This is a genomic window from Shewanella sp. P1-14-1, assembly GCF_001401775.1.
Classification (GTDB): domain Bacteria; phylum Pseudomonadota; class Gammaproteobacteria; order Enterobacterales; family Shewanellaceae; genus Shewanella; species Shewanella japonica.
Map to the genome: position 1 here is coordinate 1 of NZ_LKTL01000087.1, position 474 is coordinate 474.

Annotated in this window: 1 protein-coding gene; it reads left to right on the forward strand. The window is 41.1% G+C overall.

Features of this window, described 5'->3' with window-relative positions:
- A partial coding sequence (locus AN944_RS21075; RefSeq protein WP_055026588.1) for a hypothetical protein occupies positions 1 to 398 on the forward strand: 398 nt, incomplete at its 5' end.
- Positions 399 to 474 lie beyond the last annotated feature (76 nt).

The window sequence follows — 474 nt, forward strand, 5'->3', positions numbered from 1 at the left end:
GCGTTAGGTGCACAATGAAAATCGAGGATCTCGCATTTATAGCAAGTAAGTCGAATAACATGGAACGTGATATTACAGAGTATTGTGAACAGTACCTGTGTACGCCGCCAGAGTGTCTTAACCAGTTAACTTTGCATGTAGCTGAGAATTACCATACGGGTAAGTATTCATATGAATTTTCGGATGAGGTAGTAAATCTCGTCTTTGGCCATATGACAGATGACTTTATACTGGATCATACAGTTGGAAACACTCTTCCAGAGCCTGCTTTCTCCATTTATCTAGCATTCGATAGCGGAGAATATCAACGTAGGTCTGACGCTGATACTGTATGCCCAATTAAAAAATATACAGATCCAGAAATTGCTCTCATCTTGGAAGAGTATAAAGGCACCTAACAAAAACAATCAGGCGACCTATTTGAGCTTGCTCCTATGGTCGCAAACACAAATAGGCGCCTGTTGTTGGCGTTAG